Below are 17,321 nucleotides of genomic sequence, written 5' to 3'. Positions count from 1 at the left end.
CTCCCATTTACCGGAATTTAAACCTTCCTTTTCTCCAGCCTTTTTTTCTTGTAGTATAGATGCCGCGGCGCTGCTGCAGAAGGGAGTCGAATTCGTCTGCCGATACTCCGGATTCTTTCAGCCGTTTCAGCCGTTGTTCCCTCCGGACAAGAGAGTCCTGCTCCTCTTTGTGTTTTCTGTAAATCATAAATGTGATCAGACCGCCGATGGCGATGGTGACCCCCACACTGCCAAGAATGAGCCAGACTGTTAAGGGGATTTCAAAGGGTCTTAAAGCTTTTTCCCTGTAAGCCTGGGCTGCACGGTCCGCTTTCAGCTTTGCTGCGTCTTTCCCTGCAGAAGCGTCCACTGCTTCCGGTGAAGTTTCAGTAGCTTCGGTTCCTGGTGCATCGTCCAGCTTTGATTTCACTGCAGATTCCACCAAAGAATCATTGATTTCCAGAAAGGTCGATCCAACTACCCGGTCCTGATAGCGGTAGTTAATCCTGGCAATTGCATTCTCCGGATCGTCGTCTGATATGTCGTAGCTGAGCTCTGGCTGTGCGTCATAGAAGTCTGCGGTTTTGGGTAATATGATCCGGCTGTCCGGATCCAGTACAAGAGCTTCCGGTTTGGTGATGGAGAGCCCGCTGAAGTTTAAATCATTGGTAATGGAGCTATAGGTTTTTTCGTAGTCAGCTGCTTTTAATGAGGTAAAATTGTTAAATCCAAATTCCAGCAGATTACGGGTATCAGCCCAGTACTGGGGAGTTGAGCCTTTCAGAATAACGGTGATGAGCTTCATACCGTTCTTTTCGGCACATGTAATAAGCGTATTGCCTGCAAGCGTGGTATAACCGGTTTTGCCGCCGACAATTTCAGGGTAATAATAAGGGGAGCCTTTCCTCATCATCTTATGTCCCGGATAGATGGCAAGTCCCTCTTTGTTAATGGAATTAGGCGGAAGTTTATAGTAGGTGGTGGAATCGATCTCTTCAAAGATGGGATTATTAAAGGCTGCTCTGGCAATTAGTGCCATATCGTAGGGGGAAGTATAATGTTCCGGGTTGTTTAAACCACTGGGGTTGGCAAAGTGGGTGTTTGTACATCCCAGCTCCTTTGCTCTTGCATTCATCATGTCTGCAAAGGCTTCCCTGCTTCCCGCAACATGTTCTGCCAGAGCATTGGCAGACTCGTTGGCGGACTTCAGCAAAAGAGCATAAAGGCAGTCTTTCACGGATAGCTGGTCTCCTTCGTTGATTCCGGCATTGCTGCTTCCGGATTCCACATTAAAGACAGCGTCATGGGAAAATGTCACCGTGTCATCCAGCCTGCAGTTTTCTATAACCAGCAGGGCAGTCATCACCTTCGTAATGCTTGCAGGAAAATACTGGTTGTGTATATTCTGTCCCCAGAGAATCGTTCCGGTATCTGCATCCATTAAAATCGCGCCATCCGCCTGTACCGATATGTTGTCCGGCCAGTCAGCAGCTGCCATTGCAGTTCCTGGAAAAGCCTGGGCAGTCAAAAACAGGCACAGGAAAAAGCTTGAAACTTTTTTAATAAATTGGGTCATACTCTATAATCTCTCCATAGTCAGGTTTCGGTTTCATGCAATACTTCAACTTACAGTATAGGTGATTTGGAGTAACAAGTAAAGATTATTTGCTATTTTTCCCCTTTTTACGCATAAGAAGAACGCATAAAACCAATAGTATCACAACAGAAGAAAAGTAGAGAAATCCAATATAAAAAACAGTGTCCCTGAAAAAACCTTCCGGTACTATATTAATCAGCATGTCGGTTTCAGGGTTAAGCATCCAGAAATCATTTCTGAAAAATATATGATGAAACAGTATGAAATATCTGGTAAAATCCGTGGATATAATTCCTGCAATAACAGCAGATCCTATGAAAAACAATCCGCTTCCTGTCAGAACTGATTTGGGAAAGGTATTGTTCCAGCTGGTTTTTAAGAGCATAAGAATAACAAGGCATAGTGCCATTATCATAAGGCATCCCCTTCGGATGGACATGGCACCTAAAAACAGTCCCTGGACGTCTTCCATGTGAGCGATTTCCCTGGCGTTAAAAAATTCTCTGTGGATACCGCCCATTGTGGTTTCTACGTGAAGGTCCGGCCGGCTGCCTTTTAAATATGCCATCATCTGATCTGTAACGTCCAGAAGATCCTCCATTGTCATGGAGACCGCCTCCGTTACATTATATTTGGAATATTCTTTTTCAAAGTATCCGGGTGTCCAGTAAACGGCTGCCTCAACTGATGTAAATAATAGTACCACCATAAGGCATATGGAAAAAACAATGCCTGTAGTATATTGTAGTAAACGGTTCATGTGTAACCTCCTGATTCTATTGTTTTTTTACGGCAGTAGGCAGATTCCAGCAAAAACGGGTGGCCAGCAAACGGATTATAATGACGGCTGCGGCTCCTGCCAGCATGGCAATGTCTGCGTTGATGCGGTTCATAAGACCGGCATACAGTATAGCGCCTGTGATAGAAGCACAGGCGTAAATATGCTTTTTTAAAACATAGGGAGTCTGGCCTGCCATGATATCGCGCAGGATCCCGCCGCCAACGCCGGTAATGACTCCAAGAAATATAATGAGAAAATGATAAGTTCCATAGCCCGCTAAAACGGCAGTATCAATTCCTACTACAGTAAATGCACCCAGACCAATGGCATCAAAGATGTTCATGATCTTTTCGAAGGTTTCCATATGATGGCCGGAGAGAAATTTCTGATTCATCCTTACTGTAATAAATAGAAGCATAACCGTAATAAAGGCAAGTAATACGTAAATTGGATCCTTAAACAGGGCTGGAGGTACATTCCCAATAATAATATCCCGCAGCATCCCGCCGCCGACTGCTGTCGTAACGCCGAGAACAATAACTCCAAGTAAATCCAGCTGTTTTTTTATGGCTACCATAGCCCCGGAAGAAGCAAAGGCAATGGTACCGATTGCTTCCACAAAGAAAAGCAGAGATAATTCTATTTTCATGGGCAACCTCCGATTATTTCCAACAGAGAAATTAAGGCAAGTATAAGAGTTGAGGGAGTGTTTGTCAATATACAAAAACAGTGGGAAATCCAGCTGTTTAAAAAAAATAACTTGATTTTTTTTCTGAAATTATTTATTATATGAAAAAGTTCAAAAGTGAACAATTGGAATATGTTTCCATCAGGAAAGGAGCGGGGAAGGTATTTGGTAAAACGGCGGAACTTGATGATCTGTTTTCAGAAAGAGGTGTTTGCATGATTGATCAGAAAGAATTTGAAAAAAATGTACAGGAATGGTCGGATATCTGTTTAAATGATGAACGGATTGACTTGGAATCCTATGACAAATACGATGTAAAGAGGGGGCTTAGAGATAAAAACGGCAACGGAGTGGTTGCCGGACTGACCAAAGTGTCAAAGATCTTGTCGAGTAAAACCATAGACGGAGAAAAAGTGCCCTGCGAAGGAGAACTTTATTACCGGGGATATAATATTTATGATCTGGTAAACGGAGTGGTGAAGGAGGGAAGGTACGGGTTTGAAGAGATCGCTTATCTTCTTTTATTCGGAGAATTGCCAGATAAGAAACAGCTGGACCGCTTTTCGAAGACATTAGGCTTCAGCAGGACGCTTCCTACTAATTTTGTCAGGGATGTAGTGATGAAAGCACCGAGTCATGACATGATGTCTACTCTGGCACGAAGTATTCTGACGCTTTCAGCCTATGATGAAAAAGCGGCAGACATATCGGTGCCAAATGTGCTTCGCCAAAGCCTGATGTTAATCAGTGTGATGCCGATGCTGGCAGTTTATGGATACCATGCTTTTAATCACTATGAGCGGGGTGGAAGCATGTATATCCACAGACCGGATGAAAAACTGTCCACAGCAGAGAACATTTTAAGGCTTCTGCGGCCTGATATGAAGTATTCCAGAGTAGAAGCTCATGTTCTTGATCTGGCTCTTATTCTTCACATGGAACACGGAGGCGGTAATAACTCCACCTTTACAACTCATGTGGTAACCTCTTCCGGAACCGATACGTACAGTGTAGTGGCGGCAGCCCTGGCATCGCTGAAAGGACCGAAACACGGCGGTGCGAATATCAAAGTAGTTGAGATGATGGAAGATTTAAGGAAAGAGGTTCATGACTGGAAGGATGAAGAGGAAGTAGAGAAGTACTTAAGGAAGCTGCTTCATAAGGAAGCGTATGACCGGAAGGGCCTGATCTACGGCATGGGACACGCTGTCTATTCCAAATCGGATCCGCGTGCGGAAATATTCAAAGGATTTGTGAAACAGCTCTCTGAAGAAAAGGGACGTTTGGAAGATTTTAACCTTTATTCAGCCATAGAACGGCTGGCGCCTAAGGTAATCGGCGAAGAACGCCGGATTTATAAAGGGGTCAGTGCAAATGTCGATTTTTACAGCGGATTTGTTTACAGTATGCTGGACATTCCAAAGGAATTATTTACCCCCATTTTTGCAATTGCAAGAATCGTGGGCTGGAGTGCCCACCGGATTGAGGAACTGATAAATATGGATAAGATTATACGTCCGGCTTATGTCAGTGTAATGCAGGAAGAGGAGTATAATCCTTTGGATTTCAGATGATTTCAGAAAAGATAAAAAGCAGGCTGCAATGCCTGTTTTTTTGTGGTTTGCCGGTTAAATATGTAAATTCCGGATATAGTTTGTAAAGCTTTCGAAAAGTATCTTGAATATTATAACCGGTCGTTTTATGCTTTAGAAAATGAGAGGCGCTTCCATTCAGAAAAACAATACGATTGAACATCAAACCCAGGAGTATAAGGAGGACTTAAGTATGAAGAGCAGAAAGAATTATGCAGCTGCTTTTATTTTAGCTGCCATAACGGCGGCATTGGCGGGAGGATACGTATATGCGGCAACGGAGCACTTTTCTGATTCTACCACTGATCAGGCGTGGGATGCATGGACGCAGAAGTGGGATGGGCAGGTGAGCCGGGATTATGAAAAAATAGCCCTCACACCAGGTACAGACGAGACAAAATTAAACTTTGCATGGTACTCAAAAACCGATGGAACGGCTACTCCCAAGGTTGAAATATCCAGACGCAGTGATATGGGTCAGTCAACTGCATATGAAGGAAGTGCGGTACAGGCGGTTGACGGATATCAGAGTAACCGGGTGACGGTGGATTCCCTGGCTGAGAACACCACGTATTATTATCGGTATTATAAAAATGGCAAACCGTCTGAAACTGCCTCCTTTAAAACACATAATTTTAACAGTTATTCCATGCTTTACGTAGGAGATCCCCAGATCGGAGCTTCAAAAGGACAAACCACTTCCAGAGGAGATAAACTGGAAAATAAATCAGATATAAATACGGCAGCCCGCAATGATGCTTTCAGCTGGAACAAGACTTTAAACACGGCAATGAATGCAAACCCGAATATCAGTTTTATACTTTCTGCAGGAGATCAGATTAATAAAAATGTTGAAGGGAGAGATCCGGGAAATGAAATCGAATATGCAGGTTTTTTAAATGCGGACTGGATGAAATCCCTTCCTGTTTCCACGACCATAGGAAATCATGATTCTACCAATGAAAGCTATAGTCTCCATTTTAATAATCCTAATGATACGCAGTTGGGTAAGACTACGGCAGGTGGTGATTATTTCTATAAGTACGGTCCTGCTCTTTATGTGGTGCTCAATACAAATAACTATAATTGCGCGGAGCATGAACAGGCAATGCGCCAGGCAGTTGAAACATATCCCAATACAAACTGGAGAATTGTAATGATTCATCAGGATATTTATGGAAGCGGTCTTGACCACTCGGACTCTGACGGGATTGTGCTCAGGACCCAGCTCACTCCCCTTATGGATAAATATGATGTGGATGTTGTGCTTCAGGGACATGACCATACCTATTCCAGAAGCTATTTATTAAAGTCTGACTCTAAAACTCATTCCAACTATAACTTCTATGACTGGGATAATGTAAAAGATGAGGCAGGAAATGTATATCCTTATACGGATGCTTCCTATCAGGCCCAGAATAACTGCTACACCATTGCAAATACAATGACCGGAGGTGTAACAAATGGAGACGGCACCCTCTATATGGAAGCCAATTCTGCCACGGGAAGCAAATATTATGAACTGATCCCCAGTAAACAGGATTATATTGCAGTAAGAAGCCAGAATTGGAATCCCACTTATTCCGTAATTCGTATTAACAGCAACACCTTTGCAATTGATACATATGAAATTGCGGGCGGGAAGGTTCAGAAAATTGATAATACCTACGAGTTAAAAAAGACCAACGCATCCAGGAGATAATGTGGTAAGAATAAACCGGGGCATATAACTGAGTCAGAGTGTCCCGGTTTTATTACAAAAAATAAATGCAACCGGTGAGGAAGGAGCCGCTATATATGGTATTTAAGGAGCAGGAAAAATCCACATGGAAAATTCAGAAAAAGAGGTGGCTTCAGTGGGCTGTATTTGCAGTGTTTATTGCAGGATTCATCCTTTTTTTATTGCGCTTTAATCAGATTGATATTGCCAGTCTCATATCTGCAGAAGGAAGAACGTTTGAGAGGGGACGGGTCATAGAGGTTCTTACGGACAACTTACAGGAAGATGGCAGCAGGACGGGTCAGCAGAAAGTTCTGCTTGAGATCCGTTCAGGATCAATGAAAGGAAAAATGGTTGAAGCAACCAGTAACAATGGATATCTGTTCGGAGCGGCCTGTGAACCTGGAATGAATGTAATTGTGATACAAAGTGTATCCGGTGATATCTCCATTCATACGGTTTACAGCGTGGACAGGGAGTGGGCTGTTCTCGGATTTGTGCTGCTGTTTTTTATGGTTGTCTGCTTAATCGGCGGCCGGAAAGGTTTTTATGCCTGTGCAGGTCTGATATTTACCTTTATCTGCATCATATGGCTTTACATACCAATGATTTACAAGGGCTATTCCCCGTTTTTTGCAGCAGTACTGGTTGCATCAGTTACTACGTTTATCACCATGTACTTACTGGGTGGGTGGTCTGGAAAAACCTTGTGTGCTGTGGCTGGAACAGTCAGCGGAGTTGTCATTGCCGGAGTATCGGCCTGTGTATTCGGAGCGGCGGCCCATATCTCAGGATATAATGTATCAGATATCGAATCCCTGACAGTGCTGGAAAATATTCGGGGAATCCGTGTAGGGGAACTGTTATTTTCCGGATTACTGATTTCTGCTCTTGGTGCAGTAATGGATGTGGGAATGTCCATATCGTCTACTGTCTTTGAGATACATGCCAATAATCCTGAACTGGGGGCAAAAGAGCTGTTTCGCTCCGGCATGAATGTAGGCCGGGATGCCATGGGAACCATGGTGAATACATTGATTCTTGCATTTGTGGGAAGCGGGGTCAGCACGCTGCTGTTAAACTATGCCTATGAATTACCGTATCTTCAGATTATCAATTCAAATAATATGGTAATAGAGGTTATGCAGGGAATTTCCGGAAGTCTGGGAGTTGTGCTGACGATCCCGATTGTATCACTGATGGCATCCTTAACAGCTGCAAAATGGGGGATAAACCGCTGATACATGCTGGACTGTCTGAACGAGTCTGACAAAATCACAGGGACATGGAATGCAGGGCGCGGTGAAGCTCGTTAAATTTATCGGCAAGATGACCGGAAGCCCAGTCATACATATCCCTTGTTTCATATTGGCGGTAATCACATTCCTGGGAAACCAGGAGCATGGTGTAAACATCATACCAGAGAGCACGTAAGTATTCTTTTTCTGAAAGGCGGTCAATGCCGTAACCTTTGTAAAAATCCCTGTCTGTGCCATAAGTACGGAATCCCACTTCCATCAGGGGGTCTGCCCAGAGACTTCTTTCCCAGTCTATCAAACCGGTAATCCGGTTGTCTTTTACAAAGATATTCCCATCCCATAAATCCCAGTGTACAAGACTAGGTACTTTAACCTCATCAAAGATTACTTTGCTTTCATCTAAATCTTTAAACAGCTGTTCCCTGGATATCTTTAAGTCGATGGACAAGCGTTCTCCATCTGAAAATGCCAGCCCAGTCATAAGGGCAAAAACCTGATGCCAGTTATCTCCCTGTAAAGCCGGCTGTCCGGGATAGCCGAACTTACTGCCCTTTATTTCGTTGATTTTTCGGTTCCATCTTCCGGTTTCTGTACGAATCTCCGACTGCACTGCCGCAGAAAGACTGGGAAGAATGGAGTGTAAACTGGCTCCTTCCAGTATCTCCATGAAAAAGTATGGAGAATTAAGCCGGGTAAGGCTGTCATCGTAAAACAGGACCTCTGCAACCGGTATATCGGACTGTTCCTTCACTGTATGCATGGCGAGGACTTCGCTCATCATAATATTCTTCTCGTATGACATAACAGGGGCCTCTTTTGGAGGCGCTATCTTTAATATGCAGGAAGGAGCGTGATCCAGGAAGATTTTGTAGGCTGCATTAAAATATCCTTCTGTCAGTTCCTCTATGCCGGTACAGAATGCATCAGGAAATGCGCGGTGAATGAGAGAAAGAAGCGTCTCTTCTGATTGAATATTTTTAGTAAGACTGTTCATCTGTCACCATCCTTTCAATAATTGCTATTATCAATTGGTGCCGCGGTGGGTATTAACAGATTCTCAATATCTGCTTTTAAAATTGTTTCAGCAATAGATAGTTCATTTTTTTCAATATAATCAATAAGGGCCATATGTAAATCCATGCTGGCATACTGCTTTTTCTGAATAAAGTAAATAGTTTGAATATTTAACGCATCCTGAAGTTGTTTATAAGCATAGCGGTTGCCATAAACAGAGAAAAGCTTTAAATGAAAATCGCAGTTTAAATGCCACTTTCCTATAAAATCACTGGGGCCGCAATTGGTATAATTAATACAGATTGTTCTTAGTTCCTGGATCCATTCACGATCAATGCCTGCTGTAAGATTACGTAAGAATGAACACTCCAGAGATGAGCGGAATTTGACAATCTCATATATTTCCTCAGCGGTTGGCTGGCAAATCTTATACCCCTGTCTTGGAATACTTGTAAGAATAAGCGTAGCAGTTAACTGTGTAAGCGCTTCTCTGATTGGCGCACGGCTAACGTTATACTTTTCCATTAAAAATTTTTCCGTAAGAATTGTGCTCCCAGAATATACTCCATTGATAATATCAGCAATCAATGCATCATGCACCTGTTGTTTTAGTGATGTATCTGAGTTTTTTTCACACATATGAATCCCCCTTTTTGTTGCGACATAAGTCCTTTTATTATACATTTCTTGGAAAATTAAGTCAATATTAACCGGGTATAATATGATTAACAGTAGAATTCACACTATTCTGATCATATCACAAACTCAAATTATGTTAATTAAATGCAAATTTATTGTGACATATTCACATATTTAATGATAAAAAATAGTTAATTATGTAGAAGTTGATAATTAGTATTGATTAGGTGATAAACTCGTGATATGATTAGCACAAGTACACAGTGTATTAAAACCAAAACAAGAAAGGAATAAGGTATGGATAAGCAGACGAGTTTAAAAAAACATCTAATTGGGTACCTCCTCTTGTGTGTCATGATTGTATCATTCCTCTATTTCGGCGTTTACCAGGTGGCCACTGGTCAGGTCAAAATGGACACACAGACAGCATTTCTTACCATGTTAGTTCTACTGATCGTCGGTGAATTATTCTCACTGGCTACCAAGGCTTTCGTTCCGTCCATGTTTATTACAGCGATACTGTTTGTCGTTGGATTTTGGACATACTTCCCGCAGGACATCCTGCAGTTAGGCGGAATAGCTGCCAATCTCCCTACGTTTCTCGTTATGATTATGGTGGTCCATCTGGGTACCATGCTCAATATCAGAGAATTGATTGATCAGTGGAAAACGGTTGTTGTGACTTTAGCGGGTATGCTGGGAATTCTCGTGGTCATATTAACAGTTGGCAGTTTTTTGATTGGCAGAGAGACGGCTGCAATCGCTGCACCGCCGCTTACCGGAGGTTTTGTAGCTGCCATGATGATGCAGAGCGTTGCACCAACTGAAGAATTGGCGATTCTGGCAATGGCAGTATATGTCTTACAGGGGTTTGCAGGATACCCTCTGACCAGCTTATGTCTTAAAAAGGAAGGCAAAACTGTTTTAAAAGCGTTTCGTGAAGGGAAGATGACTGTTGACAAGTCTGCTGCTTCAAGCGGCGGAAAAGCGGAAGAAACAAAGAAAGGTTATGTTTTTCCGCAGATGCCAGAAAGCTTCAAAAGTGATTTCACCCATTTATTCTTTATTGTAACGCTGACGGTTATGGCGGGTTATCTTGATAAACTTACAATGGGATATGTTTCTAAATTTGTGTGGGCATTGCTTCTGGGGGTATTTGGCACTGCTTTGGGCTTTATTGATAAAAATGTTTTGGTACGTTCCCGCAGCATGGGATTTGTGTACACCATAATTATGATGTTTGTATTTTCGCAGTTAAAGTCGGTAACTCCGGAAACTCTGGTGCAGTTATTAAAAAGCTTTGCAGTACTGATTGTCTTAGCGGTAATAGGTGTGGCAGCATTCTCTATTCCGGTAGGAAAAAAGCTGGGACTTAGTGCAGCCATGTCATTTGCGATTGGGCTGGGTACTTTGGCAGGCGGCTTTCCGGCCAGCTATACCTTAAGCGTGGAGGCAGCTAAGGTGCTTTCTGATAATGATGAGGAATACAAAATATTAGAAGAACACATGCTCCCGAAGACTCTGGTATCAGGTTTTGTGAGTGCAACTTCAGGGTCGGTTTTAATTGCGGGCCTGGTAATGGCAATATTTTTTAAATAATAAAAAAATCAGGAGGATAATAACATGATTGATAATAAAATTACGATCAAAGGGGATACAGTAGTAGACATCCAGAGAGGTGCCATCGGACATCGCGCCACATGGACAGGCCTGACCTATACAAAGGGATGTGAAGCCGGCATGGCCGAAGAAATGGAAAAAGTTATCCGTCAGGCAATTTCTGAAACAGGAAATACCCAGGGAAATGAGATCAGAGAAAAATGTCCGGATGCAGAAGATGTATCTGTCTTTGCTGACACATTTCTCTCTCCAACTCTTCAAAAAACATTTGAAATAACTTTTAAGACAAAAAACAAAGACAGAGTGGATCTGGAATTTCATCATTGTCCGCTGTTAAAAGCCTGGCAGGATCTGGGATTTGATGATGCAGCATGTGAGAAATTATGTGATATGGCCATGGATGGAGACCGGGGTATCGCAAATGCGATGGGATATGAATTCCATTTAGGTGATACCATTGCAAAGGGCTGTAAAACATGCGAAGTTTCTTTCTACAAAAAAGAGAAATAAGCACAGCACCGTTAAGGAGAACACTTCTATGAAAAAAACTCAGTATGATAACTATTTGAAGATTTTAAAGGGTGAACTGATTCCTGCCATGGGATGTACAGAACCAATTGCCATAGCGCTTGCTGCTGCAAAAGCAAGGGAAGTACTTGGCCAAATGCCTGATCACATTCTTCTTCGCTGCAGCGGAAATATTATTAAAAATGTAAAGGGTGTTGTTGTTCCTAATTCCGGCGGACAAAAAGGCGTAGAAGTGGCGGCTATTTTAGGCGTTGTGGCTGGTAATCCGGATTCTGAGCTTGAAGTAATAAGCGGTGCTGGCAAAGAAGATATTGAACTGACCAGAAAATTAAACCAACAGGGACTTTGTACCTGCGAATTGGAAGAAGGGGAAGAAAATCTTTTTATACGCGCTTATCTGACTGCAGGGTCTGAGTCTGCAGCCGTGGAGATTCAGACAAAACATAATCATATCTCTAAAATTGAGAAAAACAATCAGATTGTATTTTGGCAGCAGGGTATACAAATTGAGGATTCAGGGGATAAATCACAGCTTAATATCAGGGAGATCCTTGAATTTGCAAATGAGGCAGATCTTAAAGATGTTGAGGATATTATAAACAGGCAGATTGAGTATAATTCCGCCATATCTGAGGTGGGATTGACTCAGGACTGGAGCTCACAAGTTGGACGGACACTGATGCTTCTATCCAACAATGATATCAGGATCAGAGCCAGAGCAGCTGCGGCAGCCGGTTCCGATGCCAGGATGGATGGCTGCGCCATGCCGGTTATTATCAACTCTGGCAGTGGAAACCAGGGAATCACCTGTACGATGCCGGTTGTCGTTTATGCAAAGGAATTAAATGCAGAAAAAGAGGTACTTATCAGGGCACTTGTTCTTACCAACCTTTTATCTCTGCACCAAAAACGATATATCGGGAATTTATCTGCATACTGCGGGGCTGTTTCTGCCGGAGCTGCGGCAGCCTGCGGAATTGCTTATCTCCAGGGCGCTGATTATGATATCATTGGTAAAACGCTGATCAATGCTCTTGGAAATGTTGGCGGTATTGTATGTGATGGAGCAAAAGATTCTTGTGCGGCAAAAATTTCCAGTGCAGTTGATGCTGGTATTCTCGGCTATGAAATGGCAATCCGCAATCATTCTTTCCCATTTGGGGAGGGACTGGTTGAGGAAGACTATGAACAAACTTTAAAGAATATCGGACGAATGGGGCGTCTGGGTATGAAATCTACCGATGTAGAGATACTTAATATTATGATAGGCAGATAAAATAAAATTCCTCCTCTGTAAAATGTTATCGTGACTGTTATAAGGTCACGATAACATTTTTATTTCATAGACGTTTTTTCCTTTCCTATGATATACTAAAATCGTGTGATTTCATCTCAGGATGAAAATAAGGAGGAATTGTCTCGTGGCAAAGAAAAGTGTGCGCAATACCAGGGGGAAAATCGTAAGCGCTGCCTGGAAACTGTTTTATGAACAGGGATATGAAGATACAACGGTGGAGGAAATCATAGAACTTTCCAAGACCTCCAAAGGATCGTTCTATCATTATTTTGATGGAAAAGATGCTCTTCTCAGCACTCTTAGTGTTTTGTTTGATGATAAATATGAAGAACTGAAAACGCAGCTGGATTCTGAACTCCCGGCTGTAGAGAAGCTGCTGCAGCTAAACAGTGAGCTGTTTGGAATGATAGAGAACAGTATTTCCATTGATCTGCTGGCAAGGCTGTTATCTACGCAGCTGGTTACCAGTGGTGAAAAGCATTTACTGGACCACAACCGGACCTATTACAAACTTTTAAGAAAAATCATAGCCCAGGGTCAGGAAGAAGGACAGATTGGGACTAAAATGAGCGTCAGTGAAATGGTGAAGCTCTACGCTCTCTGTGAACGTGCACTTTTATATGACTGGTGCCTGTGCGGAGGAGAATATCCGCTCAGACAGTATAGTGCATCTGTGCTGCCATCGTTTCTAAGCGGATTCCTGCCGGAAAAATAATTTTGCATACTTGTATTATATTTATATTTAAATATCGTATAGTTAAAAACTCTTATAAAATAAAAGAATAATTTTGTTTTTAATAAAAAAGTACAGTATTTAGTCTATACTTCGTTCTGCGTTGCGTTCTATTTTTGTTGATGCTATAATACACCCATTGTCGTTGGGTTTTATAAGAAAAAAAGCAGAAATCAAAGTGTAACAAGGAGGAACGTAATGAATACAGAGCAAGTTGGCATATTGTCTGCCATTTTGATTTATCTGGTGGCTATGGTTTATATCGGATTTTATTACAGCAAAAAGGGCGGTGGCGACTCGGCTGATGAATTCTACCTGGGAGGGAGGAAGCTGGGACCATTAGTAACCGCCATGAGTGCAGAGGCATCTGATATGAGCAGCTGGCTTCTGATGGGACTTCCGGGTGTTGCGTATATGACCGGAATTGCAGATGCCGGCTGGACAGCAATCGGTCTGGCAGCAGGTACTTACTTAAACTGGCTTTTAGTTGCTAAACGCCTTCGCCGGTATTCGGTAGTATGCAATACCATTACAATTCCGGATTTTTTCTCCAGACGCTACCGGGATGAAAAAAACGTATTAATGTGTATATCTGCTGTTATCATTCTGGTATTCTTTATACCATATACCGCTTCCGGCTTTAAAGCCATTGGCACGTTGTTTAACAGCCTGTTTCATGTAGATTATCATACTGTCATGATTTTTGGTGCAATTGTTGTCGTTGGATATACCGTAATGGGCGGTTTCATGGCGGTATCCACTACGGATCTTGTCCAGAGTATTGTTATGAGTATTTCTCTCGTCATTATCGTATTTTACGGAATATCAGTCTCTGGCGGCTGGGATAAGGTTATGGAGAATGCAGGTGCCCTGGACGGATATTTAAGCATGAGCAGAGCTCATAATATGGCAGACCAGACATCTTCTCCCTATGGTATATTAAATATAGTGTCAACTATGGCGTGGGGGCTGGGTTATTTTGGAATGCCCCACATACTTCTTCGTTTTATGGCAATCAGTGATGAGGATAAGCTTACAACATCCCGCCGCATTGCTTCTACCTGGGTTGTGATTTCCATGTTTGTAGCAATCCTTATTGGAATCATTGGTTACAGCGTTTCTGTTGCAGGCCGTATTCCGCTATTTGCCTCCGGGTCGGAAGCAGAAACCGTTATTATCAGACTCGCTGGTCTTCTGGGAGGCCATGGCTTTATTTTTTCGGTATTGGCAGGTGTAGTTCTTGCAGGTATTCTTGCATGTACCATGTCAACTGCTGATTCCCAGCTTTTAACAGCCGCATCAGGAGTGTCTCAGAATCTGATGCAGGACTTTTTAAAACTTAAGGTAAGCCATAAAACCTCTATGCTGGCAGCCCGGCTGACTGTAATCGGGGTGGCACTGATCGCAGTGTTCCTTGCCTGGGATCCGGATAGTTCGGTATTTACCATTGTTTCCTTTGCCTGGGCTGGTTTCGGAGCTTCCTTTGGGCCAGTCATGCTGTTTGCCCTGTTTTGGAAAAGAAGTAATTATTATGGGGCTGTCGCTGGTATGATAACAGGCGGAGCGATGGTATTTATATGGAAGTATCTGGTACGTCCCATGGGCGGTATCTTTAACATATATGAGCTTCTTCCTGCATTTACCGTCGCATGTGCAGCAATAATCATCGTATCTTTGTTAACCCCTGAGCCTGATGGTGAAATATATAAAGAATTTGACTCAGTCAGAAAATAATAAAAAAACAAAAAAACTGCCGGCAGATGTATGCTATGGCAGTTTTTGTTTGCAATTTTTAATTTGATAAAGACTAAGCGGCACTTTTGTGATTACATACTTTTCTTCGTTCGCTTAATAACTTTAAGTCTTGTAAACTCCTCACGGTCCTTTTCTTCCAGAGAATTGGTAATGTTTCTGGTAAGAGTCTCGTAGCGGGGGATCGTAATATTCTTTAATGCATTGGCCCGTTTCTGGGTCCTTTTAATACTGTTAGCCAGACGGTAAGCGGAGTTTTCTACCATGGAAAGTTTTATGGAAAGCTTTTTAACCCGTTCAAAATGATAACGGGCTTCATCAAGGGATTCTCTGGTGCTGTAATAAGCGTATGTTAAATTAAGAGGCATTTCCTCATGCTCCACAAGCGGAATCTCAGTTCCCATAATGCTTCGGGTCTTAATGCGCACCCTGTCATCAATGGGCACGGCCATAGCAATATCCTGGACATAGTTTATTCCCAGTTCAATATTAGCCTTTTGAAGCGCTTTATACGCAGCAGTAAATGTAACGTCAATCTCCGACTGAATTCCCTTTGCCTCATCGATTAAGCTCATCAGTTCTTTGATCAGGATGTTCCTCTTTTTATCCATCAGCTCATAACCCTGCCTGGCTAATGTCAGCGAGTTCTTCGCAAGGATTAAATTCCCCTTGGTTGGAAATGTATTCGGATTCATTCTGACCCCTCCTATTCAACTGAAGATTCAGCGGTGGTTTCCCTGTAATACTGGTCTAATACCTTGGTGTCGATACGGTCCAGTTCGGCCCTTGGTAAAAGACCAAGCAGCTCCCAGCCGATGGTTAAGGTCTCAAGAATGTTTCTGTTGGAGTGATTACCCTGTCCCACAAAACGGCCTTCAAATGCTTTGCCAAAGACCAGATATTTTTTATCAATGGGGGAAAGCTCATCTTCACCAATTACGGAAGCCAGCGCTCTTGCGTCCCCTACCTTGGCATAGCAGGAAAACAGCTGGTTTGCCACACCCTGGTGGTCAGCACGGGTAAAGCCTTCGCCGATTCCATCCTTCATCAGACGGCTTAAGGACGGGAGTACGTTAATGGGCGGATAAACAGACTGCCCGTATAAGTTCCGGTCCAGAACGATCTGTCCCTCTGTGATATAACCGGTAAGGTCGGGGATGGGGTGGGTAATGTCATCGTTTGGCATGGTTAAAATGGGGATCTGGGTAACCGATCCAGGTCTTCCCTTAACAATTCCGGCACGTTCATAGATGGAAGCCAGCTCGCTGTAAAGGTAGCCGGGATAGCCTTTTCTGGATGGGATTTCTCCTTTGGAGGATGAAACCTCACGAAGTGCCTCGGCATAGGCGGTCATATCCGTTAAAATAACCAGGATATGCATACCTTTTTCAAAGGCCAGATATTCTGCCAGGGTAAGAGCCACTTTAGGCGTGATAAGACGTTCTACTACCGGGTCATTGGCCAGATTAATAAACATTGCCACGTGGTCTGATACGCCGCTTTCCTCAAAGGTACGGCGGAAAAAATCTGCCACATCATATTTAACACCCATGGCTGCAAATACTACAGCGAATTTTTCTTCTGATTTGGAATCATCACCTAAAGATGCCTGCTGTACGATTTGCGCCGCCAGTTCATCATGGGGAAGCCCGTTACCGGAAAATATGGGGAGCTTCTGGCCGCGGATTAAGGTCATCAGGCCGTCAATGGCTGAAATTCCGGTACGGATATAATCTCTTGGATATTCTCTTGTTACGGGATTTAACGGCTTACCGTTAATATCAAGATAAATCTCTGAATTGATATCACCAAGTCCGTCTATGGGTTCACCAATGCCGTTAAAAGTCCTTCCCAGCATGTCTTCTGAAACAGCAAGCTCCATGGGATGCCCGGTCAGCCGGGTGTGGACATTCCGAAGTGCCAGTCCATCCGTCCCGCCAAACACCTGAATAATTGCTTTATCTTCATAAACTTCAATAATACGTCCCAGTTTCTGGGTTTTTCCAGCTACTGTCATTTCCACGATTTCGTCAAAGGCAGCATTCTGAACACCTTCTAAAACAACCAGGGGTCCGTTGATTGCACTTAAGCCTAAATATTCGATTGCCATCGTCTGCCTCCT

At 43.0% G+C, this 17,321-nt stretch carries 15 protein-coding genes; 8 read left to right on the top strand and 7 right to left on the bottom strand.

The window, feature by feature from the left end; all coding sequences use genetic code 11:
• Positions 1-7: 7 nt before the first annotated feature.
• The 3 genes from DS742_RS05565 to DS742_RS05555 all read right to left on the bottom strand — a co-directional run bounded on the left by DS742_RS05565 (position 8) and on the right by DS742_RS05555 (position 3,006).
• Positions 8-1,555 carry a serine hydrolase gene (locus tag DS742_RS05565; RefSeq protein WP_117416022.1) on the bottom strand — a complete coding sequence of 516 codons (1,548 nt, stop codon included), beginning with the start codon at positions 1,553-1,555 and terminating at the stop codon, positions 8-10.
• An 85-nt stretch (positions 1,556-1,640) separates the two neighbouring features.
• On the bottom strand, positions 1,641-2,336 hold the full coding sequence (locus DS742_RS05560; protein WP_117416021.1) for a TIGR01906 family membrane protein: 696 nt from the start codon (positions 2,334-2,336) through the stop codon (positions 1,641-1,643).
• 16 nt (positions 2,337-2,352) lie between these two features.
• The gene (locus DS742_RS05555; RefSeq protein ID WP_117416020.1) at positions 2,353-3,006 is read right to left on the bottom strand and encodes a trimeric intracellular cation channel family protein; all 654 of its coding nucleotides are present in this window, start codon (positions 3,004-3,006) and stop codon (positions 2,353-2,355) included.
• Positions 3,007-3,260: 254 nt separating this feature from the next.
• Here DS742_RS05555 and DS742_RS05550 point away from each other — a divergent pair, with 254 nt between their 5' ends.
• The 3 genes from DS742_RS05550 to DS742_RS05540 all read left to right on the top strand — a co-directional run bounded on the left by DS742_RS05550 (position 3,261) and on the right by DS742_RS05540 (position 7,598).
• On the top strand, positions 3,261-4,619 hold the full coding sequence (locus DS742_RS05550; protein ID WP_117416119.1) for a citrate/2-methylcitrate synthase: 1,359 nt from the start codon (positions 3,261-3,263) through the stop codon (positions 4,617-4,619).
• Between the two features lie 211 nt (positions 4,620-4,830).
• Positions 4,831-6,339, top strand: a complete 1,509-nt coding sequence (locus DS742_RS05545) for a purple acid phosphatase family protein (protein ID WP_117416019.1) — start codon at positions 4,831-4,833, stop codon at positions 6,337-6,339.
• Between the two features lie 95 nt (positions 6,340-6,434).
• A complete protein-coding gene (locus DS742_RS05540) occupies positions 6,435-7,598 on the top strand; it encodes a YibE/F family protein (protein ID WP_117416018.1) in 1,164 nt (387 codons plus the stop codon).
• A 34-nt stretch (positions 7,599-7,632) separates the two neighbouring features.
• On the opposite strand, the gene DS742_RS05535 is transcribed toward DS742_RS05540, so the two are convergent.
• Together DS742_RS05535 and DS742_RS05530 are read right to left on the bottom strand one after the other, a co-directional pair.
• Positions 7,633-8,610: a phosphotransferase family protein gene (locus DS742_RS05535; RefSeq protein ID WP_117416017.1), complete on the bottom strand. Its 978-nt coding sequence runs from the start codon at positions 8,608-8,610 to the stop codon at positions 7,633-7,635.
• A 14-nt stretch (positions 8,611-8,624) separates the two neighbouring features.
• Entirely contained in the window at positions 8,625-9,269 is a 645-nt protein-coding gene (locus tag DS742_RS05530) for a GntR family transcriptional regulator (protein WP_117416016.1), read from the bottom strand.
• Positions 9,270-9,566: 297 nt separating this feature from the next.
• On the opposite strand from DS742_RS05530, the gene DS742_RS05525 reads away from it, so the two are divergent.
• From DS742_RS05525 to DS742_RS05505, 5 genes are all read left to right on the top strand, one after another.
• Complete coding sequence (locus tag DS742_RS05525; protein ID WP_242996397.1) at positions 9,567-10,868, top strand: hypothetical protein; 1,302 nt, start codon at positions 9,567-9,569, stop codon at positions 10,866-10,868.
• Between the two features lie 24 nt (positions 10,869-10,892).
• Entirely contained in the window at positions 10,893-11,399 is a 507-nt protein-coding gene (locus DS742_RS05520) for an L-2-amino-thiazoline-4-carboxylic acid hydrolase (RefSeq protein WP_117416015.1), read from the top strand.
• Between the two features lie 28 nt (positions 11,400-11,427).
• Positions 11,428-12,693 (top strand): L-cysteine desulfidase family protein, encoded by a 1,266-nt coding sequence (locus DS742_RS05515; RefSeq protein ID WP_117416014.1) that lies wholly within the window; start codon positions 11,428-11,430, stop codon positions 12,691-12,693.
• 145 nt (positions 12,694-12,838) lie between these two features.
• Positions 12,839-13,429 carry a TetR/AcrR family transcriptional regulator gene (locus tag DS742_RS05510; protein WP_117416013.1) on the top strand — a complete coding sequence of 197 codons (591 nt, stop codon included), beginning with the start codon at positions 12,839-12,841 and terminating at the stop codon, positions 13,427-13,429.
• Between the two features lie 216 nt (positions 13,430-13,645).
• A complete protein-coding gene (locus DS742_RS05505) occupies positions 13,646-15,181 on the top strand; it encodes a sodium/proline symporter (RefSeq protein WP_117416012.1) in 1,536 nt (511 codons plus the stop codon).
• A 92-nt stretch (positions 15,182-15,273) separates the two neighbouring features.
• Here the strand turns inward: DS742_RS05505 and DS742_RS05500 are convergent, their stop codons facing one another.
• Together DS742_RS05500 and DS742_RS05495 are read right to left on the bottom strand one after the other, a co-directional pair.
• Complete coding sequence (locus DS742_RS05500; protein ID WP_117416011.1) at positions 15,274-15,894, bottom strand: V-type ATP synthase subunit D; 621 nt, start codon at positions 15,892-15,894, stop codon at positions 15,274-15,276.
• Between the two features lie 11 nt (positions 15,895-15,905).
• Complete coding sequence (locus DS742_RS05495; protein WP_117416010.1) at positions 15,906-17,309, bottom strand: V-type ATP synthase subunit B; 1,404 nt, start codon at positions 17,307-17,309, stop codon at positions 15,906-15,908.
• Positions 17,310-17,321 lie beyond the last annotated feature (12 nt).

This window comes from Lacrimispora amygdalina (genome assembly GCF_003432035.1).
GTDB classification, from domain to species: Bacteria; Bacillota; Clostridia; order Lachnospirales; family Lachnospiraceae; genus Lacrimispora; species Lacrimispora amygdalina.
Note: the sequence above shows the minus strand (reverse complement) of the source record. Positions and strands in the feature narration are given on the sequence as shown.

What these genes read in the sequence shown, in the direction of transcription:
- DS742_RS05565 (WP_117416022.1), bottom strand. Translation starts at nt 1,555, where the DNA reads ATGACCCAATTTATTAAAAAAGTTTCAAGCTTTTTCCTGTGCCTGTTT.
- DS742_RS05560 (WP_117416021.1), bottom strand. Translation starts at nt 2,336, where the DNA reads ATGAACCGTTTACTACAATATACTACAGGCATTGTTTTTTCCATATGC.
- DS742_RS05555 (WP_117416020.1), bottom strand. Translation starts at nt 3,006, where the DNA reads ATGAAAATAGAATTATCTCTGCTTTTCTTTGTGGAAGCAATCGGTACC.
- DS742_RS05550 (WP_117416119.1), top strand. Translation starts at nt 3,261, where the DNA reads ATGATTGATCAGAAAGAATTTGAAAAAAATGTACAGGAATGGTCGGAT.
- DS742_RS05545 (WP_117416019.1), top strand. Translation starts at nt 4,831, where the DNA reads ATGAAGAGCAGAAAGAATTATGCAGCTGCTTTTATTTTAGCTGCCATA.
- DS742_RS05540 (WP_117416018.1), top strand. Translation starts at nt 6,435, where the DNA reads ATGGTATTTAAGGAGCAGGAAAAATCCACATGGAAAATTCAGAAAAAG.
- DS742_RS05535 (WP_117416017.1), bottom strand. Translation starts at nt 8,610, where the DNA reads ATGAACAGTCTTACTAAAAATATTCAATCAGAAGAGACGCTTCTTTCT.
- DS742_RS05530 (WP_117416016.1), bottom strand. Translation starts at nt 9,269, where the DNA reads ATGTGTGAAAAAAACTCAGATACATCACTAAAACAACAGGTGCATGAT.
- DS742_RS05525 (WP_242996397.1), top strand. Translation starts at nt 9,567, where the DNA reads ATGGATAAGCAGACGAGTTTAAAAAAACATCTAATTGGGTACCTCCTC.
- DS742_RS05520 (WP_117416015.1), top strand. Translation starts at nt 10,893, where the DNA reads ATGATTGATAATAAAATTACGATCAAAGGGGATACAGTAGTAGACATC.
- DS742_RS05515 (WP_117416014.1), top strand. Translation starts at nt 11,428, where the DNA reads ATGAAAAAAACTCAGTATGATAACTATTTGAAGATTTTAAAGGGTGAA.
- DS742_RS05505 (WP_117416012.1), top strand. Translation starts at nt 13,646, where the DNA reads ATGAATACAGAGCAAGTTGGCATATTGTCTGCCATTTTGATTTATCTG.
- DS742_RS05500 (WP_117416011.1), bottom strand. Translation starts at nt 15,894, where the DNA reads ATGAATCCGAATACATTTCCAACCAAGGGGAATTTAATCCTTGCGAAG.
- DS742_RS05495 (WP_117416010.1), bottom strand. Translation starts at nt 17,309, where the DNA reads ATGGCAATCGAATATTTAGGCTTAAGTGCAATCAACGGACCCCTGGTT.